Annotated in this window: 23 protein-coding genes; 14 read left to right on the top strand and 9 right to left on the bottom strand. The window is 35.0% G+C overall.

Translation table 11 applies throughout. The annotated features are described in order from the left end of the window. Window positions 1-36 precede the first annotated feature (36 nt). The 4 genes from BW936_RS01155 to BW936_RS01140 form a co-directional block, all read right to left on the bottom strand. Window positions 37-726, bottom strand: a complete 690-nt coding sequence (locus BW936_RS01155) for a DsbA family oxidoreductase (protein WP_076546493.1) — start codon at window positions 724-726, stop codon at window positions 37-39. 136 nt (window positions 727-862) lie between these two features. Beyond that, complete coding sequence (locus BW936_RS01150) at window positions 863-1,342, bottom strand: c-type cytochrome (protein WP_076546492.1); 480 nt, start codon at window positions 1,340-1,342, stop codon at window positions 863-865. Window positions 1,343-1,504: 162 nt separating this feature from the next. After that, window positions 1,505-2,464: a YheT family hydrolase gene (locus BW936_RS01145; protein ID WP_076546491.1), complete on the bottom strand. Its 960-nt coding sequence runs from the start codon at window positions 2,462-2,464 to the stop codon at window positions 1,505-1,507. A gap of 109 nt (window positions 2,465-2,573) precedes the next feature. Beyond that, window positions 2,574-3,548, bottom strand: coding sequence for an NAD(P)H-dependent flavin oxidoreductase (locus BW936_RS01140; protein WP_076546490.1), 975 nt, complete (start codon window positions 3,546-3,548; stop codon window positions 2,574-2,576). A 121-nt stretch (window positions 3,549-3,669) separates the two neighbouring features. On the opposite strand from BW936_RS01140, the gene BW936_RS01135 reads away from it, so the two are divergent. Beyond that, window positions 3,670-4,143 (top strand): acyl-CoA thioesterase, encoded by a 474-nt coding sequence (locus tag BW936_RS01135; protein ID WP_076546489.1) that lies wholly within the window; start codon window positions 3,670-3,672, stop codon window positions 4,141-4,143. Window positions 4,144-4,246: 103 nt separating this feature from the next. Then, entirely contained in the window at window positions 4,247-4,864 is a 618-nt protein-coding gene (locus tag BW936_RS01130; RefSeq protein WP_076546488.1) for a GntR family transcriptional regulator, read from the top strand. On the opposite strand, the gene BW936_RS01125 is transcribed toward BW936_RS01130, so the two are convergent. Further along, a complete protein-coding gene (locus BW936_RS01125; RefSeq protein WP_076546487.1) occupies window positions 4,861-5,763 on the bottom strand; it encodes a DMT family transporter in 903 nt (300 codons plus the stop codon). The genes BW936_RS01130 and BW936_RS01125 overlap by 4 nt on opposite strands. After that, on the bottom strand, window positions 5,760-6,113 hold the full coding sequence (locus tag BW936_RS01120; protein ID WP_076546486.1) for an arsenate reductase family protein: 354 nt from the start codon (window positions 6,111-6,113) through the stop codon (window positions 5,760-5,762). The genes BW936_RS01125 and BW936_RS01120 overlap by 4 nt, the downstream gene beginning before the upstream one ends. Window positions 6,114-6,248: 135 nt before the next feature. Between BW936_RS01120 and BW936_RS01115 the strand changes: the two genes are divergently transcribed. Next, window positions 6,249-6,710 (top strand): DinB family protein, encoded by a 462-nt coding sequence (locus BW936_RS01115; protein ID WP_084181950.1) that lies wholly within the window; start codon window positions 6,249-6,251, stop codon window positions 6,708-6,710. Here the strand turns inward: BW936_RS01115 and BW936_RS01110 are convergent. Next, complete coding sequence (locus tag BW936_RS01110) at window positions 6,707-7,450, bottom strand: DUF3298 and DUF4163 domain-containing protein (protein WP_076547924.1); 744 nt, start codon at window positions 7,448-7,450, stop codon at window positions 6,707-6,709. The genes BW936_RS01115 and BW936_RS01110 overlap by 4 nt on opposite strands. 84 nt (window positions 7,451-7,534) lie before the next feature. Between BW936_RS01110 and BW936_RS01105 the strand changes: the two genes are divergently transcribed. The 4 genes from BW936_RS01105 to BW936_RS01090 all read left to right on the top strand — a co-directional run bounded on the left by BW936_RS01105 (window position 7,535) and on the right by BW936_RS01090 (window position 13,450). After that, window positions 7,535-8,689 (top strand): cystathionine gamma-synthase, encoded by a 1,155-nt coding sequence (locus tag BW936_RS01105; RefSeq protein ID WP_076546484.1) that lies wholly within the window; start codon window positions 7,535-7,537, stop codon window positions 8,687-8,689. A 160-nt stretch (window positions 8,690-8,849) separates the two neighbouring features. After that, the gene (gene gdhA / locus BW936_RS01100; RefSeq protein WP_076546483.1) at window positions 8,850-10,193 is read left to right on the top strand and encodes an NADP-specific glutamate dehydrogenase; all 1,344 of its coding nucleotides are present in this window, start codon (window positions 8,850-8,852) and stop codon (window positions 10,191-10,193) included. 124 nt (window positions 10,194-10,317) lie between these two features. Continuing rightward, a complete protein-coding gene (recO, locus tag BW936_RS01095) occupies window positions 10,318-11,046 on the top strand; it encodes a DNA repair protein RecO (RefSeq protein ID WP_076546482.1) in 729 nt (242 codons plus the stop codon). After that, the gene (locus BW936_RS01090; protein ID WP_076546481.1) at window positions 11,039-13,450 is read left to right on the top strand and encodes a TonB-dependent receptor plug domain-containing protein; all 2,412 of its coding nucleotides are present in this window, start codon (window positions 11,039-11,041) and stop codon (window positions 13,448-13,450) included. Before recO ends, BW936_RS01090 begins: the two co-directional genes overlap by 8 nt. A 48-nt stretch (window positions 13,451-13,498) precedes the next feature. Here BW936_RS01090 and BW936_RS01085 read toward each other — a convergent pair whose 3' ends face one another. Further along, the gene (locus BW936_RS01085) at window positions 13,499-13,903 is read right to left on the bottom strand and encodes a hypothetical protein (RefSeq protein WP_076546480.1); all 405 of its coding nucleotides are present in this window, start codon (window positions 13,901-13,903) and stop codon (window positions 13,499-13,501) included. A 188-nt stretch (window positions 13,904-14,091) separates the two neighbouring features. Here BW936_RS01085 and ileS point away from each other — a divergent pair, with 188 nt between their 5' ends. From ileS to BW936_RS01065, 4 genes are read left to right on the top strand one after another with little or no spacing between them, the layout of a single operon-like run. Beyond that, window positions 14,092-17,490 (top strand): isoleucine--tRNA ligase, encoded by a 3,399-nt coding sequence (gene ileS / locus BW936_RS01080; protein WP_076546479.1) that lies wholly within the window; start codon window positions 14,092-14,094, stop codon window positions 17,488-17,490. Window positions 17,491-17,493: 3 nt separating this feature from the next. After that, entirely contained in the window at window positions 17,494-17,877 is a 384-nt protein-coding gene (locus BW936_RS01075; RefSeq protein ID WP_076546478.1) for a TraR/DksA family transcriptional regulator, read from the top strand. A 43-nt stretch (window positions 17,878-17,920) separates the two neighbouring features. After that, window positions 17,921-18,538, top strand: a complete 618-nt coding sequence (locus BW936_RS01070; protein WP_076546477.1) for a DUF4097 family beta strand repeat-containing protein — start codon at window positions 17,921-17,923, stop codon at window positions 18,536-18,538. Between the two features lie 36 nt (window positions 18,539-18,574). Further along, entirely contained in the window at window positions 18,575-19,222 is a 648-nt protein-coding gene (locus BW936_RS01065; RefSeq protein ID WP_076546476.1) for a lipoprotein signal peptidase, read from the top strand. A gap of 2 nt (window positions 19,223-19,224) precedes the next feature. Here BW936_RS01065 and BW936_RS01060 read toward each other — a convergent pair whose 3' ends face one another. Continuing rightward, window positions 19,225-19,794 (bottom strand): 5-formyltetrahydrofolate cyclo-ligase, encoded by a 570-nt coding sequence (locus BW936_RS01060; RefSeq protein WP_076546475.1) that lies wholly within the window; start codon window positions 19,792-19,794, stop codon window positions 19,225-19,227. Window positions 19,795-20,272: 478 nt separating this feature from the next. On the opposite strand from BW936_RS01060, the gene uvrC reads away from it, so the two are divergent. The 3 genes from uvrC (at window position 20,273) to BW936_RS01045 (ending at window position 25,470) form a co-directional block, all read left to right on the top strand. Then, entirely contained in the window at window positions 20,273-22,066 is a 1,794-nt protein-coding gene (uvrC, locus tag BW936_RS01055) for an excinuclease ABC subunit UvrC (RefSeq protein WP_076546474.1), read from the top strand. Then, a complete protein-coding gene (locus tag BW936_RS01050; RefSeq protein WP_244156153.1) occupies window positions 22,044-24,335 on the top strand; it encodes a patatin-like phospholipase family protein in 2,292 nt (763 codons plus the stop codon). The genes uvrC and BW936_RS01050 overlap by 23 nt, the downstream gene beginning before the upstream one ends. A 355-nt stretch (window positions 24,336-24,690) precedes the next feature. Further along, window positions 24,691-25,470, top strand: coding sequence for a DUF3108 domain-containing protein (locus BW936_RS01045; RefSeq protein WP_076546472.1), 780 nt, complete (start codon window positions 24,691-24,693; stop codon window positions 25,468-25,470). Window positions 25,471-25,473 lie beyond the last annotated feature (3 nt).

Genomic DNA, 25,473 nt, shown 5'->3' with positions numbered 1-25,473 from the left:
GTTTTAAATGAATACTGATTTTAAGCTAATAGTAAATTAGCAAATTCCTGTTGAAGGATCACAACTGTCTCCTGTAGCTATTATTTTTAATGGAGCTACTTGTTGAAAAGCTTCTAAAAATGCAGCTGGTGGTTGTGCTCCACTAATACCAAATTTATCATTGATGATAAAGAAAGGCACACTATTGACTCCGCGTTGCTGGTAATGTGCAATTTCTTGTTTTACAGCATAGGCAATAGCATCGTCATTTAGAATGTTCTCTGTTTTTTCTGTGGACCAATCAAATTCAGACATAATAGCACTTAGAACGGCAACATCGTTTAAATGAAGGTTTTCATCAAAGTAGGCTTTCATTAGGCGCTCTTTTAGGACGGCTTTAAAACCTTCTTGGCCAGCTACGTGTAAAAGTTGATGTAATGGTAATGTGTTTACGACTAACCATTTCTTGCCAAAATTAAAATTGATTCCTTCTTCCTTACCGCTTTCTTCTAAACGTTTGGTCATTTCAAGAGGTCCTTCCAAGTTTCCAAATTTGTTGGTGAGGTAGGTGTCCCTATCCAAGCCTTCTTTAGAGATATCCGGGTCTAACTGAAACGGATGCCATTCAATTTCTATCTCGGCCCCATCCCACTCCTTTATTGCTTTTTCTAACCTTTTTTTACCTACATAACACCATGGGCAAGCTACGTCAGAAACTATATCTATTTTTATTTTATCGTTTTGCATATATGATCATTTAACTATTAATTGGTCGTGAAAAGTACGGAAAACATACATTTAATATGAATGCAAAAGTATTTAAAAAAGAAAACCCTTTCATTTATAAATGAAAGGGTTTTCGGTATTAGGTTGGCGTTTAAACTTATAACGTTCTTAAGTACTCTGCTAAGTTACGAGCTTCTTCTTCGTTTAAATTTTGATTTAGCATTATGGCATTGTTATATTCTTTCAATAATGCCTTTGCTATAGGATCTTCTTTCAACATTTTATCAGGATTGATAATCATGTTCATTACCCATTCTGGACTTCTACGTTCGTAAACACCCTTTAATGCCGGTCCGATCATACGTTGTTCAGCCATATGACAAGCCGTACAAATTGCTTGGAATTTTTCTTTACCTGCAGCTGCCATCTCCTCATTAACGGCATCATCAAAAGAAACACTGGTAATTGGACCAACTCCTTTATTATCTAAATCAACAGGCACGCCTTCACTTGCCTTTTCTGTTTTAGCCTCTTTTTTGGTTCTGTTCATTTCAAAACCATCTTTTTTTTCTTCCTTCTTCTCGCCACAACTAATAATCATTGTGCTTAGAGCTAATAAGGTGAATAATTTGCGCATACGTTACTCTCTTTTAAATGTTGTCAGTAAATTAAGCGACTAATATATGAATTTTTACGGGTCAAAGTATATTTAAATAAGTATCCATTTTAGTTTTTAACTAATAATTTAAAGGAAGTAACAAATTAGGTGAAGGTTTTGGTATTTGTTAAATAATATAATCTAAAGATTTTCTAAAAACTCCAAGGTACGCCTCTCTGTATAGGTAAAGTTATCGTTTCCGTAAAAACCAACATGACCACCATATTTAGGCATTTCTAGAAATAGGTTACTGTGGTCTTTTGCTATTTCCGTAGGGTAACATTCAGAACCTAAAAAAGAATCGTTTAGAGCATTTATGATTAATGTAGGTACTTTAATGTTGTTTAAAAATTGAAGACTGCTACTTTTTGCATAATAATCCATCGCATTGTTAAAACCGTGTGCTCTGCTGGTATAAAAATCATCAAAATCTTTAAGGGTTTTAATATTCTTGATATCAGTGTCGGATACAAGGTCAGGAAATAATTCTTGTTTTAGTTTCAATTTTTTAATGAGGTTTCCCTTAAATCGTTTGGCGTATAATGCGTTCTTGAACTGAAGTAATTGGTGAAGTGAATCTGCTAGTTGGCAAGGCACCGAAATGGCAACTGCACCTTTAATTTCCTTAACTAGATCTCTTTCTTCGCCAAGGTATTTTAAAAGAAGATTACCACCAAGACTAAAACCATGTAAGTAAATACTTGTGTATTCACCTAAATGCAAAACATGTTCAATTACAGCGTGCAGATCTTCTGTCGCTCCAGAATGATAAGATCTAAATAATTTATTAGCAGTACCACTGCATCCTCTTAGATTAATAGCGCAGACGTTATAGCCAGATTGTATTAAAATCTTAGCGCTACCTTTCATGTAAGCCCTTTTGGAACTTCCTTCAAGCCCATGTATGATGATGACCAATTTTCTGGAGGGAGATGTAGTATAGCTCCAGTCGGTATCTAAAAAATCAGAATCAGGTAAGGTAATACGTATGCGTGTTTGCTCAACATCTTCTACTTTTCTAACTATCCCAGAATATATGGTAGAAAGGTGTCCGTTCTTAAAAAATAATGGTGGATCATATGTAGAGTCAACTAAAGGCATGTATTTATAAAATCGTAATTAATGGATAATCAGTGTTTTAAAGTTATGTCGCTGGTGTTGATATGTTAATTTTATTTTCAATTCATTGTCTTGCGGGCTAGCCAGAAGTTTATTTTGGGTACGTTTCTAGAGCTTTAATTTGGGCTTTAATTGCTTCTTTAAATTCAGATTTTAAGTGTGATACCAATTCAGTAACAGATGTAGAGTCGTCAATGAGTGCAGCACCTTGACCCGCAGACCAAATTGTTTTCCAAGCTTTGGTTTCGGTATTCATTTCTTTACCAAAATCTATTTTTACATCTTTCTTCAAGTCCTCTTCTGTAATACCTGCCGCCTTTAAACTAGCGCCTAAGAAGTTGGCATGTACGCCAGAAATAGCTGCCGTATAAATGACATCGCTTGCACCGGCATCAATAATCATTTGGCGATATTCAGGTGTAGCTTTACTTTCATCGGTATTAATAAAACGGGTACCCATATACGCTAAATCTGCACCCATTTGAAGTGCAGAAGCAATATCTCTACCGGTGCTGATACACCCGGAGAGAAGAATAGTTTTATGAAAAAATTTCTTTATTTCAGCGACCAGGGTCATAGGGTTGATGGTTCCTGCATGACCACCGGCGCCGGCAGCAACTAGGATTAAACCGTCTACACCAGCTTCGACCGCTTTCTCGGCATGTCGCTTTTTTATAATGTCGTGAAAAACCAATCCGCCATAGCTGTGTATGGCATCTACAACTTGCGAAACAGCACCTAGAGAAGTAATAATCAATGGTACTTTATGTTTAACGCAGAGTTTTAAATCTGCCTCTAACCTAGGGTTTGTTTGGTGAACAATTAGGTTAACGCCAAAAGGAGCGGCTTTTTTACCGGTCTCTTCTTCATATATTTTTAAAGCTGTCTTTATTTCAATAAGCCATTCTTCAAAACCTTCACTTGTACGTTGGTTCAGTGCCGGAAATGTACCTACAATGCCGTTTTTACAACATGCTATTACCATTTCTGGTCCAGAAATTAAGAACATTGGGGCGGCAACTACTGGCAATGATAGCTCTTTTATGAATCTAGGTTTGTTTGACATAAGGGTGTGTATATTCAACGTGATTTAAAAATAACTAGAAAAAACAGTGTTCCGTGTTTCTTAGATATCAAAACTATGTTATTTTTATCATGTATTATGCACGCATAGCAAAAAAAGAGATATGTACTTTAAAGAATTTGAAATTAGATGGAGTGATATAGATGCTAATAGACATCTGGCTAACGCTGCATATATTAATTTTATGAGCCATACCCGTATGGCTTTTTTAATTGAGCGGGGTTTTGACCATAAAACAATGGAAATTCATAACATAGGACCAGTAGTGTTTTATGAGCATGTATATTATTTTAAAGAAGCCTTTCTTGGAAAACCTGTTAAAGTTTCTCTAGAAATTATGGGATTAAGTGAAGATGGAAAATTTTTTGAATTTCATCATAATTTTTATAATCACAAAGGTGAGAATATAGCAAGGTGTGAGATGATGGGAGCTTGGATTGATCTAAAGGCAAGAAAGCTAACCGGGTTGCCTGATGAATTGCTTATTAAATTTAATGATATAGATAAAGGAGACGACTTTAAAGTGCTCACTAAGGAAGACTCCAGACGGTTTTTGAAAGTTCCTAAAAATTTATAAGATTGTTAATGTTAAATAGTTTATTTTTAATTCTTTGAACAAACCACTTAAAGTAGACGGTAACGTTGACTTTTATAATAACCACTAATTACATATTCGCTTTATGGTTAGCCTACCAGAAGAAATATTTCAAGAAACATATGGCAAGGTAAAAAAATTGATTGTCACCAAAAAATTGGTGCCAGGGCAAATAGTCACTGAGCGTAGGTTATCACATATATTGAATATTAATGATGACACCTTACCTTTAGTCTTGTTACAGCTAAGACAAGAAAATCTGTTAGTTGGAAATTTTGAAAACGGTCTTTCAGTTAGGGAGCTGTGTGACCAAGAAATAGCAGAGATGTTTGATTGTAGAATGGCAATTGAAAATATGACGGTAAAACTATTTACCCGTAATGCATCTCAATCAAAAATTGACGATTTAAGAAATTTACTAGTACCTTTTGAGAAAGGACCTGAAAATAGATATGTTTTCTATAAAATAGACCGCTATTTTCATGAGTATATTGCAAAAAACTGCGGAAATAGAACCATATACCAACTATTTAAATCTGCTAATATTTTACCTTTTATGGACCTTATAGGGTTAAATAGACCGTTAAAATCTATAATGCAAGAACATCTTAATTTAATTTCAGCAATACACCAAAGAGATGAAGCAGAAGCGGTAAAAATGATATCGTTTCATTTAGAAAATACCAAAAAGTCTCATGTTTAGTTTTCTTGAAGTTGCTTCTTAGGTCTTTTGCTAGATAAGTAGACGCCTATTAGAACAAAACAGGCCGCAACAATTTTTACTGTTGTGATAATATCTTCTCCCGTAAGAACAGCATAGGTTATGCCTAATAAGGGTTGAACATATACAAAAGCGCTTAGTGTAGAAGCTTTGAGTTGTGTTAGTGCAAAAATGTTGAATAGGTAGGTGCAAAAAGTGGTCCCAATGACAACAAAGCCAATTTTCAAATAAGCATCTAAAGGCAATGTAGCCCATGAAATTTCCATAAGTTCTTGATACCCAAACGGAAGACATATGAGCACACCTAAAGAGAATAGCCATTTCATAAATGTGAACGGATGATATTTGCTGATCATCACCTTTACAAGTACTAAATAGGACCCGTAAAACATGGAGTTCATAAAAATCAGGAAATTACCAAGCGGAATATTAGCGGCATCTTGTCTAATTTCAGTGCTAAATAATATTAAACCCAAGGCGCCTAGTAGACCAATTGCAATACCTAAAATTTTTCTTACTGAAATCTTTTCCTTTAATATGACGGCAGATAAAATAAGTACTATAATTGGTGTAGTGGTAATTAATACGGCACTATTTATTGGTGTAGAAAGTGATAGGCCTTTAAAAAAGACCAGCATGTTAAAAGCCATTCCTAATACTGCACAAAAGAACAATCGTAGATAATCTTTAGGATCTATACGTTCTTTTGGTCCTAAAGGGGAAATGAGCCAAAAAAGAATGGCGGCACCTAAAACTCTTAAAAGAATAAACCCAAAAGGTTGCACATAATGTGGCATAGCCCCTTTTGCAATGGTATGGTTTACCGCATATATACTAGTTGCCCCTATAGCGGCAAGTATAGCTAGTAGTCTTTTGTTCACGGGTGAATGGCCATTTTAGCGGCTTCTACCACTTTTTTGCTATTTCCTATAAATATTTGATTATCAACAATGATTACAGGGCGTTTTAAAAACGTGTATTGTTCAAGAATTAATTCCTTAAAATTAGTTTCAGAAAGATTTTGTGCTTTAAGGTTACGCTCTCGGTACAAAACAGCTCTTTTGCTGAACAGCGCTTCAAAGCTATTAGAAAGTTGATGCATTTCTTCTAGTTGAGAAGTGGTTATAGGGACCGTTTTTATGTCTTGCAATTCAAAATCCGTAAGCGGTTGTAATTCTTTGATAATACGTTGACAAGTAGAGCAAGTACTTAAATGATATATTTTTTTCATAAGTATGAATAGGAATGTTTTGTTCTTTTACTCAACTATTGATAAAAGAACAATATTGAATGTTTGGTTTAGGAGTACAAAGAAACTTAAATATCATTAATTGTACTATTTTTACAAAGCTTTAAATGTAAAATGATGACAGACAATATATATGAAGTAATGTTGCAAAACCGTAAAAACCTACATGCAATATTAACTAATACACCAAAAGAAAAATTACTTAAAATTCCGTCAGGTTTTAATAATAATATCTACTGGAATATTGCACATACAGTAATAACGCAACAGCTATTAGTTTATAAATTCAGCGGACTTCAAATGCGAGTGCCTGATAATTTGGTGACCAAATTCAAAAAAGGAACTATACCAGAGGGTACTGCTACCGATGAAGAAATAATGATGGTGGCAGATTTTTTAATCTCAACGGTAGAATGGTTAAAGGAAGATTATGAAGCATCACTTTTTAAGACCTTTAACGAGTATACCACTAGTGCACATGTAACGCTTAAAAACGTAGATGACGCTATAGCCTTTAATTTATTTCATGAAGGACTTCATATTGGCCAGATCGCTTTATTGTTAAAGCAATTGGGTTAAGGCTTTGAAGGGTATTTTAAAAAGGAATTTGCTTTTGTGTAAGGTATGGTCAAGATAATTGGACCATCTGCAAAAGACGCTATTTCGTATGGTTCATAAAAAAGAAGTAGGCCATTCTCTGTATATCCAATATTGTCGGGTAAATAAAAACGTTCCGTTTCAAACATAAACCCAGTTTTGTTAATTGAGCCTGTTATGGGTATGTTTTCTTGCTTTCTAAAAACAGTTTCGGCATACCCTTTAAATTCAATCAAATTGTTGAACAAGTCTTCTTGGTATAATTCTTTACCGCTAAGTTTGTCAAAATTTAAAAACCTATTGGTACCGTAGCCATGTGCGCCGCCGGTATAGATATATGATTCTAATTTAATAGTGATAATACGATTGTTCTCAAAAGTAATGGTTCCTTCAACAGTTGCCTCCCAAGGTGTAGATTCTTCAGGGAACTTTCCGGCTAGTTCTTCGTAATCAAACAGAAAAGCCTCTTTAGCTTCTGCCAAGTTTTCTGCATTACTTTCTTCATCAAAATTCAATAACGCTATAATTTCGCCTTCTAAGGCGGCGTTGATAGTTTTGCCAAGTTTTGTTTTTTGGACAGCTTGTGGAATTTCAATGCGCACCAAAGTACAATTTTCGCAAGAATCTGTAGTAATTAGCAGTGGTTCAAAAGAAACGGAGTTTTTATCGTTACAAGCAAGAAATAAAAAACATGAGAGTATGTAAGTAAGCTTAAGCTTCATGGAGAAAATAGATTTGGTGTAAAAATACAGCTTCATTGTATTCCCCGAAAGATAACGATACATTTGTGTAATAATTACTTTGCTATGGCTACTAAAAATATAAAATTTAATACCAAAACCATACATGGTGGTCAGCGACCAGACAAGGCCTATGGGGCGGTTATACCTCCAATCTATCAGACGTCTACTTACGCGCAAACTACACCTGGTGGTCATAAAGGGTATCAATATTCTAGAAGCGCCAACCCAACAAGAACAGCTTTAGAAAATTCATTGGCAAGTATAGAAGGCGGTGAATTTGGTTTGGCTTTTGGTAGTGGTCTTGCTGCAATAGATGCTATCATTAAACTATTAGAGCCAGGTGATGAAGTGATTTCAACGAATGACCTTTATGGTGGTACGTATAGAATATTTAAAACCATTTTTGAAAAGTATGGTATTGTCTTTCATTTTGTGGGTATGCAAGGGGTAGAGGCTGTACGCGAGCAAATAAATTCAAAAACAAAGTTGATTTGGGTAGAAACGCCTACGAACCCAATGATGAATATTATAAACATAAAAGCGGTTGTTGCCCTTACTAAAGGAACAGATATTTTGTTAGCGGTAGATAATACTTTTGCTACTCCGTATCTACAAAAGCCTTTAGAACTGGGTGCGGATATTGTTATGCATTCCGCGACTAAGTATCTTGGGGGTCATAGTGATACTGTGGTGGGTGCTTTAGTGGTGAAAGATAAAGAATTGGCAGATAAGCTTTATTTTATACAAAAAGCCAGTGGCGCTGTCTGCGGACCTATGGATAGTTTTTTGGTGTTAAGGGGAATAAAGACCTTGCATGTGCGTATGCAACGTCATTGTGAGAATGGAAAGGCAATTGCAGAATACCTGAAAACCAACCCTAAAATAGAAAAGGTATATTGGCCTGGTTTTGGGGATCATCCTAATCATGTTGTCGCAAAAGAACAGATGAAAGATTTTGGAGGTATGATTTCATTTGTACCTAAAGGTGGTAGTTATGACAATGCAATAAAGATAGTAGAGAAGTTACAGGTATTTACCTTAGCAGAATCTTTAGGGGGCGTAGAGAGTTTAGTAGGTCACCCTGCAAGTATGACCCATGAAAGTATTCCAAAGGAAGAACGACTTAGGATCGGAGTGGTAGATGCCCTTATCAGGTTAAGTGTTGGCATTGAAGATGTTGATGATTTAATAGCAGATTTAGAGCAGGCGATAGAATAATTGCTTAAATGTTAAATTATATGCAGTAAATGGAGGTAAACTGTTGTCAAAACAACAATGATTATCGTTTTTTTAAAAATTAAACCTTTAAATTACATAAATAGCATAATTTTGGCGTTATATTTTGAAATCAATAAATTAAATAAGTTTAAATAGCTTTATGGAGAATAGAATACAAGCATTTATGGACGAGGTTACAGCCAGAAATGGTCATGAGCCAGAATTCATTCAAGCGGTGCAAGAAGTTGCAGAAACAGTTATACCATATATTGCAAAACACGACATATATAAAGGTAAAAGCATCCTTTTAAGAATGGTTGAGCCAGAGCGATTAATTTCATTTAGAGTGGCATGGGTAGACGATAATGGCATTATTCATGTTAACCGGGGATATAGAATACAAATGAATTCTGCAATAGGACCGTATAAAGGTGGCTTGCGCTTTCACCCTACGGTAAATGCAAGTATTCTTAAATTTTTAGCTTTTGAACAAGTATTTAAGAATAGTCTAACGACATTGCCTATGGGTGGTGGTAAAGGTGGTTCCGATTTTGATCCAAAAGGAAAATCTGATGATGAAGTAATGCGTTTTTGCCATGCCTTCATGTTAGAGCTAAACAGGCATATTGGTCCTAATACAGATGTACCTGCTGGTGATATAGGTGTGGGTGCACGAGAGATCGGTTTTCTTTTTGGTATGTATAAAAAGATTAAAAATGAATTTACTGGTGTATTGACAGGTAAGGGTCTTTCTTGGGGAGGTTCTAAAATTAGACCAGAAGCTACAGGCTATGGTACTGTGTATTTTGCACAAAGTATGTTGAAGACCAAGAAAGAAACTTTTGAAGGTAAGACTGTGGTAATTTCTGGATCAGGTAACGTTGCACAATACGCCGCAGAAAAAGCAATTTCATTAGGAGCTAAAGTGGTAACACTTTCAGATTCTAGCGGATACATCTATGACAAGGAGGGTATAGATAGTGATAAACTTGCTTTTGTAATGGATCTTAAAAATAAAAGAAGAGGGCGTATTTCTGAATATGTAGAAACATATTCTTCTGCAGAATTTCATAAAGGTAAAACACCTTGGGAAGTAAAATGTGATGTTGCATTACCATGTGCAACCCAAAACGAGCTAGATAAACAAGACGCTAAAAATCTGTTGAATAACGGTTGTATATGTGTTGCAGAAGGTGCTAATATGCCTTGTAATACAGATGCTGTCCATGAATTCAATAATGCGAAAATATTATTTGCACCAGGTAAAGCTTCTAATGCTGGTGGTGTAGCAACATCAGGATTGGAAATGTCTCAGAATTCATTAAGAATTAGCTGGACCCGTGAAGAGGTAGATGAGCGTTTAAAGGATATTATGGAAGATATTCATGATTCTTGTATTGAATACGGTACAGAAGAAGATGGTTTTTGTAACTACGTAAAAGGAGCAAATATTGCCGGTTTCGTAAAAGTTGCCGATGCAATGCTAGCGCAAGGCGTAATTTAGGAAATTAATTAGCCTTGGCAGATATAGAATGTAATGCGAGGTCCTGAAAAGGACCTCGCATTTTTTTATGTTCTTTCGTTGCCTAGTTTCAATCGACTATATTTGTTAGCATAGAGGTTTTAATATGCAGGTAACAACAAAGGCAATAGTATTTTCTGCGATAAAATATGGCGATACAAGTCTAATTGTTAAAGCCTTTACCGCATCTGACGGAATTAAATCATATCTGTTAAGAGGTGTTTTGGCATCTAAAAAAGGAAAATTGAAGACGGCTTATTTTCAGCCCTTAACACAATTAGAAATTGTTGCTAATCATAAAAACAAAGGCACGTTAGAAACACTGAAAGAAGCAAAGGTGTTCTATCATTATCAAACTTTATATGCAGATATGGCTAAAAATGCCATGACCTTATTTTTAGCGGAGCTATTGGGCAATAGTATACGCGAAGAGGAAAAGAACGAAGCATTATTTCATTTTCTTGAAGCTTCATTGCAATGGTTGGATATACATAAAGAAATTGCCAATTTTCATCTTTACTTTTTGCTTTCGCTGACACGTTTTTTAGGTTTTTACCCTGATGTATATCAGATAGATAGGCCGTATTTTGATTTGTTAGAGGGTGAATTTGCAGCGGTAGAATCTTTAAATCCTATGCTTAGGGGTGAAAATATTTATTATTTCAAGACCTTATTGGGCACAAATTTTGATGCAATGCATACCATAAAGATGAAAAAAAACAATCGTCAAGAATTACTAAAATCCTTAATACTATATTTTGAATTGCATTTACAGGGATTTAGGAAACCGAAGTCGCTTGCCGTTTTAAATGAAGTTTTCAATACAGATGTATAAGTATTTATTTGTAACACTTTTATTATGTTGTTGTTTTGGCAACGCTCAAGAAATTATCGTTTTAGATGCCGATAGTGGAGAAGAGATTTCCAATGTTGCGGTATATAACAAAGACAAATCTAAGATAGCATTATCAAACTTCAATGGTGTTTTTGATGCCTCGATATTTATAAGTAAGGAGCGCATCACCTTAAAACATATGGGGTATGAAGAATTTAAAACCACAAAATCGCTATTGCAAAAACAAGGTCACAAAGCTTATTTAATCATGAAAGCGCAACAATTAGATGAGGTGGTTATGTCGGTTTCTAAATGGGAGCAGCAAAAAAGAGATATTCCAAATAGAATAATTTCTCTAGATGCTAGGTCTATAGCCTTTTCAACACCCCAGACTGCTGCAGATTTACTTCAAAATAGTGGTAAGGTCTTTGTTCAAAAAAGTCAGATGGGTGGTGGTAGCCCAATGATTCGTGGTTTTGCAACCAATAGATTGTTGTTGTCGGTAGATGGGGTACGAATGAATAATGCCATATTTAGAGGCGGGAATGTTCAAAATGTAATATCTATTGATCCCTTCACCATAAAAAACACAGAGGTTATATTTGGTCCGGGTTCTGTTATCTATGGCAGTGATGCAATTGGCGGGGTAATGAATTTTTATACTAAAAAACCAATGTTGTCTGAGAATGATAGTCTTTTAGTGCACGGTAATGTGAATTATAGGTTTGCATCGGCAAATATGGAAAATACGGTTCATGCAGATGTTAATATGGGTAAAAGAAGATGGTCGTCATTAACGAGTTTGACATATAATAATTTTCAAGATTTAAGAATGGGGTCTCACGGTCCAGAGTCCTATTTAAGAAATACTTACGTAAAAACCGTAAATAGTGTTGATAAATTGGTAGAAAATGATTCGCCTAAAAAGCAGGTGCCAACGGGTTATGATCAAATCAATTTCATGCAAAAATTCTTATATAAACCTAATGCCAAATGGGATTTGAATTTGGGAGCGTACTATACCGAAACCTCAGATTATGCTAGATATGATAGGTTGGTCAGGCCAACTGGTAATGGTTTAGGACTACGTTCGGCAGAATGGTACTACGGTCCGCAAAAGTGGTTTATGGGAAATGCCCAAGTACAGAAAAAAGGCAATGGAAAAGTATATGATGGTTTAAAATTAGGGTTGGCATATCAGCATTTTGAAGAGAGTAGAATAAATAGGGATTTTCAAGATGATATAAGAAATACCACTAAGGAAAAAGTAGATGCAGTAAATTTTAACATTGATTTAGAGAATAGGAAAATTGGCGATTTTAGGCTCTATTATGGTGCAGAATTTATCTATAATAAGGTGGGGTCAAACGGGGTTGACTTGAACATCAATTCTGATGAAAAGACACAGGCGGCATCAAGGTATCCAGATGGAGCTACTTGGCAAAGTTTGGCGGGTTATGCAAATGGTGAATACAAGGCAAAACCTAATTTAACGTTTATGTCAGGTTTGCGATATAGCCATGTTTGGGTAAATGCGGTATTTGATGGTACTTTTTATGATTTCCCATTTGAGTCTGCGGATTTAAGCACGGGAGCGCTAACGGGTAGTATTGGTTTAAGTTGGTTTCCAAGAGCAAATTTTCAAGTCACCTTAAATGGTTCTACAGGGTTTAGAGCTCCTAACATAGATGATGTAGGTAAGATTTTTGATTCGGAACCGGGATCGGTCGTAGTGCCAAATCCTGATTTAGAACCTGAATATGCCTATAATGCCGAAATAGGCATTCAACGTAATATTAATGATAAGATTATTTTAAAGGGAGCGGCTTATTACACCTATTTGGTAGATGCGTTGGTGAGAAGAGACTTTAGTTATAATGGTATTTCTGAAATAGAATATGGAGGAGAATTGAGTAATGTACAGGCAATTCAAAATGCGGCAAGAGCCTATGTCTATGGTTTTGAATTTGGGCTGGAAGCTTATTTAACAGGACAGTGGTCGTTATCATCTAGTTTAACATTTACTGAGGGGGTAGAAGAGGAGGATGATGGTTCTGAAACACCCGCACGTCATGCGGCACCAACATTTGGAGATTTTCATGTGAAGTGGAAAAATCAGCGCCTACGTACAGATTTATTTGTGAACTACAATGGTGAAATTGCATATGATGATCTTGCAATGTCAGAACGATCTAAAGAATATATATATGCAATAGATGAGCACGGTAAACCATTTGCACCATCTTGGTATACATTGAATTTTCGTTCTCAATTTGATGTTACCAATCGTTTTAAAGTTACTGCGAGTTTAGAGAATTTAACCGATCAGCGTTATAGAACATATTCTTCTGGTATAGTAGCGCCTGGGGTGAATGTAATTCTTGGTATAGGGTGTTATTTCTAAATAAAAAAGACCCGTTAATAACGGGTCTTTTAATATTATAAAAAATGGTTAGTGTTTAACCGCATTTTTTACATCTTCAGATTTTTTAGCTGCTTTGTCAGCTGCGTCATTAGCAGCGTCTTTTGCTTCATTTCCTGCTTCTTTCGCAGCATCCATTGTATCTTGACCAGCTTTCTTGGCGGCATCCATACCATCTTGTCCAGCTTCTTTTACTGTTTTAACAGCATCTTCTGCAGCATCCATTGCATTTTCACTGGCTTCTTCAGCGGCATCCATTGCAGCTTCGCCTGCTTTTTCTAAATCTTGTCCAGCTTCTTTTAATTCTTCACCAGCATTTTCTAAAGCAGCTCCTGCTTCTTCTGTTGCAGATTTAGCTTTATCAGCTGTATCTCTACAAGAGATAGACAGGCTAAGTGCTAAGATTGTTAATAATCCTAAAAGTACTTTTTTCATTTGTAAAAAGGTTTAATGGTTAATTGTTCACAAGAATATACGTGGAAATTTAACTTTTAGATCTCTAAGGTGTCAATAAAACCATTAATACATGAGTAATAGGTATTTCAGTGCGGTCTTAACACTCATTTTTGAGCAAAATTTTATAATTTTGCAGCCTTTTAACCCCAGTACTATAAGCATTTTGTATGAAGTTCACAGAATATCAAGGATTGAATTTACCAAAGGTCGCAGAAGAAATACTTGACTACTGGTCAAAGAATGCCATTTTTGAAAAAAGTATATCTACTCGAGAGGGTAAGGATAGTTATGTTTTTTATGAAGGTCCGCCATCGGCAAACGGTATGCCGGGGATTCATCATGTAATGGCTCGTACCATAAAAGATATCTTTCCGAGGTACAAAACTATGAAAGGTTTTCAGGTAAAGCGTAAAGCCGGATGGGATACTCATGGTCTTCCTATTGAACTGGGTATAGAAAAAGAATTGGGAATTACCAAAGAAGATATTGGAGTTAAGATTTCGGTCGAAGAATATAATGCTGCTTGTAAAAAAGCGGTAATGAGATATACCGATGTTTGGAATGCAATGACCGAGCAAGTTGGGTATTGGGTAGATATGGAGGACCCTTATATCACATACAAATCCAAATACATGGAGACGGTATGGTGGTTGCTAAAACAAATCTATTCTAAAGATTTAATTTATAAAGGGTATACCATACAGCCTTATTCCCCAAAAGCTGGTACAGGATTGAGCTCTCATGAGCTAAATCAACCGGGCACATACCAAGATGTAACTGATACAACGGTAACTGCTCAATTTAAAGCGGTAGAAGAAACCCTGCCAGAGTGCTTACAGAATGAGGGCACCGTATACTTTTTGGCTTGGACGACAACACCTTGGACATTGCCGTCGAATACGGCATTGACCGTAGGTTCTAAAATTGATTATGTATTGGTTGAATCGTACAATCAGTACACTTTTGAGCCTATGAATGTAGTGCTTGCCAAGAATTTGGTAGGGAAACAATTCTCAGGTAAATTCAAAGAAGTATCAGAGAAGTCAGAGTTGTTAGAGTACAAGTCCGGCGATAAAAAAATTCCATTCTATGTTGTAAAGGAATTTAAAGGGAAAGATTTATTGGGTGTTCGTTATGAGCAATTAATGGATTATGTACTTCCGTATGAAAATGCTGAAAATGCATTTAGAATAATTGCAGGTGATTTTGTAACTACAGAAGATGGTACTGGTATTGTACATACCGCGCCAACTTTTGGTGCAGATGATGCCCTTGTAGCAAAGCAGGCAGTTCCTGAAATTCCACCAATGTTGGTGTTAGATGAAAATGCAAACTTGGTTCCTCTTGTAGATTTGCAGGGTAAGTTTAGACCAGAATTAAAAGAACTGGGTGGTAAGTATGTAAAGAACGAATATTATGAAGATGGTGAAGCGCCAGAACGTTCTATAGATGTTGAAATCGCCATTAAATTAAAAGAAGAGAATAAAGCATTTAAGGTAGAGAAATATGTACACAGTTATCCTAACTGTTGGCGTACAGATAAGCCAATATTATATTATCCGTTAGATTCTTGGTTCATTAAGGTAACGGATGTAAAGGATCAAATGTTTGAGTTGAACCAAACCATCAACTGGAAACCAAAAGCAACGGGTGAGGGTAGATTTGGTAATTGGTTGGCAAATGCAAATGACTGGAATCTTTCTAGGTCTCGTTATTGGGGTATTCCATTGCCGATCTGGAGAACAGAAAACGGTAAAGAGGAAATAATCATAGGTTCAGTGGCAGAACTAAAGTCAGAAATGGCTAAGGCCGTTGAAGCGGGTGTCTTGGAAAAAGATATCTACGCTGACTTCGTAGTTGATGATATGTCTGATGAAAACTATGATAAAATAGATTTACATAAGAATATAGTTGATCAAATTACATTGATATCTGAATCGGGAAAACCAATGAAGCGCGAGAGCGATTTAATAGATGTTTGGTTTGACAGTGGTTCTATGCCATATGCACAATGGCATTATCCTTTTGAGAATAAGGATTTGATAGATAAAGGAACAACATTTCCTGCAGATTTCATAGCGGAAGGTGTGGATCAAACACGTGGCTGGTTCTATACCTTGCATGCAATTGCAACCATGGTCTTTGATTCTGTCGCGTATAAAAATGTAGTGTCTAACGGTTTAGTGTTAGATAAAGAGGGTAAGAAAATGTCTAAGCGATTAGGCAATGCCGTTGATCCTTTTGAAACGATGAACGAGCATGGTGCAGATGCCACACGTTGGTATATGATCAGTAATGCCAACCCTTGGGATAACCTAAAATTTGATACAGAAGGTATAGCAGAAGTAAAGCGCAAATTCTTTGGGACCTTATATAATACCTATTCATTTTTTGGGCTATATGCGAACTTAGATAAGTTTACGTATGCTGAAAATGATGTGCCAATGGCAGAACGTACAGAAATAGACCGTTGGATCCTTTCTGAATTAAATTCATTGATAAAGGTAGTAGATACCGCATATGCCGAGTATGAGCCAACCCGCGCGGCAAGAGCAATATCTGAGTTTGTTCAAGAAAATTTAAGCAATTGGTATGTTCGTTTATGTAGAAGGCGTTTTTGGAAAGGCGAGTATGCTACTGATAAAATTGCAGCATATCAAACCCTATATACCTGTTTAGATATAATAGCTAAGCTTTCTGCGCCAATTGCGCCGTTTTTTATGGATCGTTTATATTTAGATTTAAATAAAGCAACCGTAAAAGATGGGTTTGAAAGTGTGCATTTGGCAGATTTCCCTGTAGCAGATGAATCGCTTATAGACCAAAGCTTAGAAGTAAAGATGCATAAAGCGCAAGTAATATCATCTTTGGTTTTGTCTATTCGTCAAAAAGAGAAGATAAAAGTGCGTCAACCACTGCAGAAAATAATGATTCCTGTACTTGATATCAAGGATAGGGAAGAAATTGAAGCAGTTTCAGAATTAATAAAATCTGAAGTTAACGTTAAGGAAATTCAACTGTTAGATGATGCTTCAGGGGTATTGGTTAAACGTATTAAGCCTAATTTCAAGACTTTAGGTCCAAGATTTGGTAAGGATATGAAGCAGATTGCTCAAGCTGTGAATAAATTTGAGCAAGAAGATATCCAAAAAATTGAGCAAGATGGCGAATTAACAGTACAGTTAGAAAATAAAAGCATTACTTTACAGTTACAGGATGTAGATATCTCTTCCCAGGATATTGAAGGATGGATGGTGGCAACATCGGGTAAATTAACCGTTGCTCTAGACGTAACAATCAATGAGGAACTGAGAAATGAAGGAGTGGCAAGAGAGTTAGTGAATAGAATTCAGAACATTAGAAAAGATTCTGGTTTTGAGGTAACTGATAAGATTGCGGTTAAAATAGTGAAAGATGGATTTGTTGAAGTTGCTGTAAAGAATAATTTGGAGTATATTAAAACGGAGACTTTAACAGCTGAATTAATTTTTGTTGAAGAATTGGACAAAGGCATAGAAATTGCTTTTGACGAGGTGAATACTAAATTGTTTATAGAAAAACATTAAGAGATGGCAGAAGATTTAAAAGTGAGGTATTCTGACAAAGATTTGGCAGAATTCAAAGTATTGATCGAAGATAAAATAGAAAAGGCTAAAAATCATTTGGAGCTCTTAAAAAGTGCCTATATGAACGATGGTAACAACGGTACAGATGACACATCACCTACCTTTAAAGCTTTTGAAGAAGGTTCTGAGACCATGAGTAAAGAGGCAAACACGCAGTTAGCCATCAGACAAGAAAAGTTTATTCGTGACCTTAAAAATGCAATTTTACGTATAGAAAACAAAACATATGGCATATGTCGTGTTACGGGAAAATTGATCAATAAAGAACGATTAAAACTAGTGCCGCACGCTACATTAAGTATTGAAGCTAAAAATATGCAATCATAATTAAAACGCCTTTAGGGGCGTTTTTTAATAACTGATATTTTGAATGCGAAGCTTACCTTATTTTCTATTGCTGCTTTCCTTTGGGCTTACTGCTCAAAAGAAGGTGTTTAAAAGTCTTATGGCGGATCATATTGATCTTGTACAGGTAGATGCCGCTAATTGTTTTCATGTAGAAGTGCAATCACACAAAGGAAATGAAATACATATTGAGGCGGTAATGGAGGGAGAGTACAGTCAAAATTTAGAGTTAGGGGTGTCAACAAAGGGAGCAACACTTTTTGTAGAAACCGATTTTGCTCCCAATTTCAGTAAACCTAATGATAAATTAAGCGCACATAAGGTTGTTTCTATTTTGTTAAAATTGAAAATGCCCAACTACAAAAGATTAATAGTTTTTGGAACCAACTCTAGAGTGGAAATTGAAGGAGGTTATCAGGATTTACAAGTTGTTTTAGCAGATGGCGCATGTTTGTTAAAAAATGTAAGGTCTAATGCTACCATAAAGTCTCAAAGCGGTAATATTAAAGTGATTTCAAAATCCGCAAGAATTAGTGCAGTCAGCAAATTTGGAACGGTTTCTTCCAATCCAATTCCCCCAGGAGTAGCTACTTATCAATTAGAAACAATTACTGGAAATATTGATCTTAGTAAAACCGAATAATATTTATATTTTTGCGCTCATTGACGAAGAAAGCCCATGAACATTAAAAAATCCGTACTATTTATTTTATTGATATTAATAATTGATCAATGGAGTAAAATATATATTAAAACCCATTTTGTACTAGGAGAATCTGTTGAGGTATTCAATTGGTTTAAAATTTTATTTATTGAAAATGAAGGTGCGGCTTGGGGAGCCAAGCTTAGCGACGTGTTGCCCATTTCTGATAATGTTGGAAAATTGGTGCTAACCATTTTTAGGCTATTTGCCATATTGGGTATTGGGTATTGGCTTTTTGATGTAATTAAAAAGAAAGCATCAAATACATTAATATGGGCGGTATCTCTAATTTTTGCGGGAGCATTGGGTAATATTTTAGATTCTGTTTTCTATGGTGCTATTTTCAATGAAAGCTATAATGAAGTGGCAACATTATTTTCTGACGAACCTTATGGTCAATTGTTTTATGGTAAAGTAGTAGATATGCTTTATTTTCCAATGGTAGACTCTACCTGGCCTACATGGATGCCAATGGTAGGCGGGCAAAACTTTAGATTTTTTGAACCTGTATTCAATATTGCGGATACTGCAATAAGCACAGGTGTGGGTATTCTGCTGGTATTTAATAAAAGAGCATTTAGTAAGGAAGAAGAGATGGCTACAGGGGTAAAAGAAAATGTGTAGGATCAAGAAGTGGTAAAAGAATAGATTTTTGATGGGGTCACACAATAATCTAAAGGTATATCTGTAACTTCTATATCGTCAATAGTGGACTCAGCTTCAAAAAATGATAATCCAATTTTTATAACGTCATCTTTGCATTTGTTAAGAAATCTATCGTAATAGCCTTTTCCGTAGCCTGTTCTATTTCCCAATTCATCAAAGGCAAGTAGTGGTATAAACACAACATCTAATTTAATGGGGTCAATGGAAATGCCGTCTACAGGTTCTGGTATATTAAGAGCGTTTTTAGTGAATTTTGTGTTATCGGTTAATAGGAAATGCTCTAGCTCTGTTGGGGATATAATTTTAGGTACAACAACGTTTTTATCTAGTCCTAAAAGTATAGAGATGATACCTTCGGTATCTATCTCGGTTTTCTTTTCTATGGGTAAAAAAATATGGAAATAATGATAGCTCCATATAGGTAACTGCAAAACTGAATTCGCAATGGCTATACTGTGTCGTGTTAATAGATCAGGTGTAAGCGAGCTGCGTAATTTTGAATATTTAGAGCGTAAATCTTTCTTCAACATAGTGAAGTGATTATACCACAGTTATTAATTAATTTATTCTTTACCTGCAACGGCAAAAAATACTTTAAAAAATAACATTAAAATAAGGTAAGTACCTAATGTGATGATATAACTATCCATGTTCCTAAATTTGTAAATGAGCCAATAATTGTTGTTGTTGAGTTAAAAATAGGTAAAAAAATTAATTTAACCTCTGCGAAGTGCACATTTTTATCGTTGAAATGCACTTATTTACCATAAAATTAACAATTTAATTGATATAATGAATATTATATAACAATAATCACCTGAAAATCAAGTATATAAAGTTTAGCTTGTGTTGGAGCGTTGCTAATACCGTAATTTATGGATGATACTATTATTTATATGAAAAAAATAATGCATTAGATTATGATATTCATAAAATAGTATAAGAAGAGTTTGCTAGTGTTAGTTAATTAGAAGTGGCTTTTATGCACTATTTTAGTAGTATTAAATTATGAGAGAAATTCCTTTAAACATACAGTTAAGTGCCTTGCCTACCAGTCCGGGGGTATATCAGTTCTATGACAGCACTAATAGTATATTATATGTAGGTAAAGCAAAGAATTTAAAAAAGCGGGTTTCATCGTACTTTAATAAGAATCATGAGTATGGCAAAACGCGGGTTTTGGTCAAAAAGATTAGGACTATAAAGCATATTGTTGTTCCAACAGAGTCAGATGCCCTTTTATTAGAAAATAATTTAATCAAGGAATTAAAACCTCGGTATAATGTACTGTTAAAGGATGATAAATCTTATCCTTGGTTATGTTTAAAGAACGAGCGTTTTCCAAGATTTTTTCCTACCAGAAGAGTAATTAAAGATGGATCGGAATATTTTGGTCCCTATACAAGTATGAAAACGGTGCGGGTGCTTTTAGATTTGATTAAAAGTGTTTATCCGTTAAGAACTTGTAATTATGATTTATCTGCCGATAAAATAAATTCAGGTAAATATAAGGTGTGCTTAGAATACCATTTAGGGAACTGTAAAGGACCGTGTGAGGGTTATCAATCTATTGTGGAATATGATAGGCAAATAGCGGATATACGTGAAATTGTAAAAGGTAATTTTAAATCGTCTATCACTTATTTTAAAAGTCAGATGAAGGCTCTGGCTCAAGAAATGAAGTTTGAAGAAGCTCAAGAGATAAAAGATAAGATAGATGTTTTAGAGAATTATCAGGTGAAATCTACTATTGTTAATCCTAAGATCAGTAACGTAGATGTGTTCAGTATAATATCAGATAATGCTTTGGCTTATGTGAATTTTCTTCAGTTGGCACATGGCTCAATAATTAGGTCTCATACTATGGAAATCAAGAAGAAGCTTGAAGAGAAAGATGAAGATTTGTTAGAGTTGGCAATAGTTGAAATTAGAAACAGATTTAAATCGGATTCAAAAGAACTTTACGTACCTTTTAACGTAGCCGTTTCGCCGGGGTTGAAAGTTACGGTTCCAAAATTAGGAGATAAAAAACGAATTTTAGATTTGTCTGAGCGTAATGCAAAATTCTTTAGGCAAGAGCGTTTTAATCAAATTAAAATCATAGATCCAGATCGCCATACGAATAGGATAATGGCACAAATGAAAAAAGACATTCGCTTATCTGCAGAGCCTAGACATATAGAGTGTTTTGATAACAGTAATATACAAGGTAGCAATCCTGTAGCGGCATGTGTAGTATTTAGAGATGGAAAACCTTCTAAGAAAGAATATAGACACTATAATATAAAGACGGTAACTGGTCCAGATGATTTTGCATCAATGGAAGAGGTTGTGTACCGTAGGTATAAAAGATTACAAGAAGAAATGCAACCATTACCACAGTTAATTGTCATTGATGGTGGTAAGGGACAATTATCTTCGGCTTTGAAAAGTTTAGACCTTTTGGGGTTGCGTGGAAAAATTGCCATTATTGGAATAGCAAAAAGGTTAGAGGAAATTTACTTTCCAGAAGACCCTATACCTTTATACCTGGACAAGAAGTCTGAAAGTCTTAAAATAATTCAATATTTAAGAAATGAAGCTCATAGATTTGGAATTACATTTCACAGAAACAAGAGGAGTAAAGGAGCTATTAGTTCAGAGTTAGTGGGTATTAATGGGGTAGGAGAAAAGACGGCGCAACAGTTGTTGAAAAAGTTTAAATCCGTAAAGCGTATAAAAGAAGCAACCTTAGAAAGCTTAAGTGAAGAAATAGGTGTTTCTAAAGCAAAAAAGATATATGAATCTTTTCGTAAAGAGTAATTTGGGAAGCATGTCAATGGTGTTGTCGGTACTTTTATTAAGTGCCGGTTCTTTGATTGCTCAAAATAAAGAGCAAAACAAAAGACCTAAGATTGGGCTGGTGTTAAGTGGTGGCGGAGCAAAAGGTATGGCGCATATAGGTGCGTTAAAAATTATTGAAGAGGCCGGTGTTGAAATCGATTATATTGGAGGGTCAAGTATGGGGGCTATTGTTGGAGCTTTATATGCTGCTGGTTATAGGGCCAATGCCTTGGATTCTTTGTTTAAAGCTACTAATATTGGATCTTTAATTCAGGATAATTTGCCTAGAAGTGCGAAAACTTTTTATGAGAAAGAAGATTCTGAACGCTATGCTTTAACATTACCGTTTAAAAACTTTAAAGTGGCTGTGCCCCCTGCAATTTCTGGAGGTCAAAATATATATAATGAATTTGTTAGGCTATTATATCATGTAAAAGATATTGATGATTTTAATAAGTTGCCTACTCCTTTTGTGTGTATTGCAACCGATATAGAGACAGGTAAGCAGGTGATTTTAAATTCTGGCTACTTGCCAGAAGCTATTTTGGCCAGTGGAACATTGCCGTCTTTATTTGAGCCTACGGTCATCAATGATAAAGTCTTAATAGATGGCGGGGTGGTCAATAATTACCCCATAGAGGAAGTAAGGGCAATGGGGGCCGATGTTATAATAGGTGTAGATGTGCAGCATGGTTTGTCTGATCGAGATGCATTATTATCTGCCACAGAAATTTTGTTGCAGATCAATAATTATAGAACGGTGGCAGACATGAAAATGAAGTCAGCTAAAACAGATATTTATATAAAACCGAAAATAGAGGAATACTCGGTTATAGATTTTAATAGATCTTCAGAGATAGTTAAGACGGGAGAAGATGCGGCTAAGTTAAAAATTGATGAGTTAAGAGCGTTGGCTACTGATGTTAAAAGGATTGAAAATACATTTTCTGTTGTTGAACCAGACAAACAATTAACTGTAAATAGGTTGTTGATAGAGGGTAATACTGATCATACCAGAGGTTATGTAAAAGGTAAATTGAGATTTAATCCTAATGATCCTATTAATTTTAAAAAGTTACAACAAGGAATCGGTAATTTATCTGCCACGGGTAATTTTAGAACTATCAAATATAAATTATTGGATAATTTAAATGGAGGGGAAGACTTAATATTGCCTTTAAATGAAACCAAGAATACTTCCTTTTTACGTTTAGGTGCTCATTTTGATGATTTATATAAAAGTGCAGCACTAATAAATATTACAAAAAAAAGAGTATTATCAAAAGACGATGTAGCCTCTTTTGATTTTATATTGGGAGATAATATTCGTTATAATTTTGAATATTATGTAGATAAGGGTACTTATTGGAGTTTTGGGATTAATTCTAGGTTCAGCGATTTTGAACAAGAAGTAGACTTCCAATTGATAGCGGATAATTTTGAAGTGGGAACAGGAACATCACTAAATCGAATTAATTTAAACGTATCTGATTTTACAAACCAACTTTATATACAGACCGTAGTAAAAGAAGAGTTTGCGTTTACCCTTGGCGGTGAATTTAAGCATTTGCAATATAGTACAAGAACATTAGGTGATAATCCAAATAATACAGTTCCTAGAACAAGGTCTGGTAGTGGTAGAACATATTTTGAGCGTAGTAATTTTATAAGCGCCTTTGGTTCATTAAAGTTAGATACCTATGACGACAAATATTTTCCGTCAAGAGGCTTGTATTTTAATGGTGATATGCATTATTATGTGTTGTCGTCGGACTATAATAATAATTTTAAAGATTTTTCTGTTTCTAAAGCTCGTTTGGGTATGGCAATACCTTTGTTTAATAATCTTTCTATAAATGTAGAAACAGAAGGGGGTTTTAAATTGGGGACATCTAATGTTACCTCGTTCGATTTTCTTCTTGGAGGCTATGGAACAGATTTCATAAACAACTTTGTACCGTTTGTTGGGTATGACTTTATTAGTTTGCCCGGGAACAGTTTTGTAAAGGCATATGCTAGGTTAGATTATGAATTTATTCCAAAAAATCATGTGATGTTCAGTGCAAATGTTGCCAATATCGAAGATGATCTTTTTAGAACAGGAGATTGGTTCAAAGCACCTACATATTCAGGTTACGGAGTGGGGTACGGATTAGAGTCATTTTTAGGACCTGTGAATATTATGTACTCTTGGACTCCTGAAGAGGGGGAGTCTCAATTTTTTGTAAGTATAGGCTACTGGTTCTAATAATTACAGGCTTAATAAGGGAGGTAAGTGGCTAAAAGTAGAGGCGGTTTCTTAATAGTTTCCCAATTATCAATAGGAAGTGTGAATAACTGTTAAGGTTATCATTAAAGTAAGTTAAACCGTACTGTGGGTAGAATAATGAGCCTTAAATTTACATCAGCTAAGGGGTGGTTCCCTTACAACTTTAAGTAGTGGTTTTTCATAATTTAAAGTTTGGTTGGTTATTTAGGAAAAGCCCAGTTTTTAAGCTGGGCTTTTTTTATACAACAATACTTTGGAATAAAATTTGTTTAAGATATTGTAATGAAAGAAATAGAGAACTATCTATTACTATTTTTACGGTAAACTACGGACTATGAAAAAAATATTTTTACTTGCCCTTATCTTAACTTATTTTGGAGTCCAAGGTCAAAGTTCTCAGTCTGCTTTTAAGACAGGAGAATGGTTAAAGTTTAGAATGCATTATGGGTTTTTAAACGCAAGTTATGCAACCCTTCAAGTAAATTCTGCCACTTTAGATAATAAATCTGTATATCATGTTGTTGGTCATGGAGAAACAACCGGTGTGGCAAGTTGGTTTTTTAAGGTAGACGATACCTATGAAAGTTATTTTGACAAACATGATGGCAAACCTTATAGGTTTGTTCGTAAAATTAATGAAGGTGGTTACACCAAAGATGTTGAAATAAACTTCGACTATAATGCGTTTAATGCAGAGCTTAATGATAAGAAAAACAAGAAAAAGCTTAATTTTACATTAGAGAACAATATACAGGATTTAATATCCGCTTTTTATTTTCTAAGGAATAATTATAAAACAGAAGACCTTGAAGTTGGAAAAGCAATTACCTTGAAAATGCTATATGACGATGATGGTATTTTTAACTTTAAGCTTAGGTATTTGGGTTTAGAAGTTTTAAATACAAAATATGGTAAGGTAGAATGCTTGAAATTTAGGCCCTTGGTACAGTCAGGGCGTGTATTCAAAGAGCAAGAAAGTTTGTCATTATGGGTTTCGAATGATGATAATCGAATTCCAATTAGAATTAAGGCAGATTTAGCTGTAGGGGCTATAAAAGCAGATTTAGACGGGTATAATGGTCTTAAGCATCAGTTTAAAATTATAATGGATTAAGTT

It is taken from the genome of Maribacter ulvicola (assembly GCF_900155985.1).
Classification (GTDB): domain Bacteria; phylum Bacteroidota; class Bacteroidia; order Flavobacteriales; family Flavobacteriaceae; genus Maribacter; species Maribacter ulvicola.
The sequence above is the reverse complement of the archived record's forward strand: the minus strand, read 5'-3'. Positions and strand labels throughout refer to the sequence as shown.